The 1,162-nt window shown below is 68.0% G+C and carries 1 protein-coding gene; it reads right to left on the bottom strand.

The genetic code is table 11. The features are described from left to right. Window positions 1–63 precede the first annotated feature (63 nt). Window positions 64–309 (bottom strand): single-stranded DNA-binding protein, encoded by a 246-nt coding sequence (locus ACFWZ5_RS46490; RefSeq protein WP_384893368.1) that lies wholly within the window; start codon window positions 307–309, stop codon window positions 64–66. Window positions 310–1,162: the final 853 nt, after the last annotated feature.

Genomic DNA, 1,162 nt, shown 5'->3' with positions numbered 1-1,162 from the left:
CGTCATCGCCGTGCACGCGGCTGACCGTGCATCCGACGGCAGCAACCACCTGGCCATCGCCCGTCACCTGGACGCGGCAGGCCGCCCCGACGAAGCCCTGCAATGGGCCCAGGACTCCGCGAGCTGCCGCCACGCGGTGCAGTCCAGGAACGTCGGCTCCCCTTCACGCCAGACACTCGTCTCGCGGTCGAACACTCGGGGAGTCGAGGCGACGGTGAACCTGATCACCGGCGTCCCATTCGGGGTGAGACGCAACACCGGAGCCTCCACCAGATTCCCGGTCACCGTCAAGGGAATCTCGTTAGGCATACGCCGACCCTGACACACCCCTCCGACACGCCCCGCACCAATCCGGTGAATCCGCAGCCCAAGCCCACGCCGTGACCAGCCACCCGCTCGATCCGGCCCGAAAACGCTCCCGCCGTCGTCTGGTTCGCAAGCAGCCGTGCAGAAACCGACACCGGCCGCGGGCCGGTACGGACACCGACAGACCAAGGCAGCCGCCGCTGTGGCCGGGGGAGGCCAGAGTTGCGACGGCTGCCACATGATCTTGACGAGGCCGGGGGAGGACCGCAAGGAAAACCAGCATCCTTTCGAGTAAACAGGACTTTCGTCCCCTCCACCCCGTCACCGCACAGCTATGTGACCGCAGAGGAACCAGCACCCCCGCCGAACTCCCGCCGCGGTCCCGCGCCCAGCCAGCTTCACACCGCCACAGTGAACAGCGCGGCCACAACGGTCCCGACAGCGACAACAAGCATCAGACCCCGCAGCCGCCCCCACCAGAACAACCGCCACAGCCTCCGCGAAGAGACAACAGCCCGCCCGGCACAGTCCTCACAACCACACATCACACACCGCATAACGGAACCCCGGCGGAAGAGCAACGAGCAGACTCACCACAACAGCGGCGAGCCCACCCAGCAGCCCTGTCTACCCGCGCCGCCACCCCCAGGACCGGCAACACGCGCGATCAGACATCGCCCCCACTCCCGGACCGGCCACCCCCGCCGACCGGCAGAACTGCACGCAACCGGCCGCACCAGCACGCTCGTCGCACCGACGGCGTGACCAGATCCACAACCAGACAGTTACACCAGATATCGTGGCCGTGACCGCCACCCCCACGCAGCCGCGACCACGATCCTGTCCGGCCCTGCGC

It is taken from the genome of Streptomyces sp. NPDC059003 (assembly GCF_042740445.1).
Lineage (GTDB): Bacteria > Actinomycetota > Actinomycetes > Streptomycetales > Streptomycetaceae > Streptomyces.
This window is presented reverse-complemented; position numbering and strand designations above follow the sequence as displayed.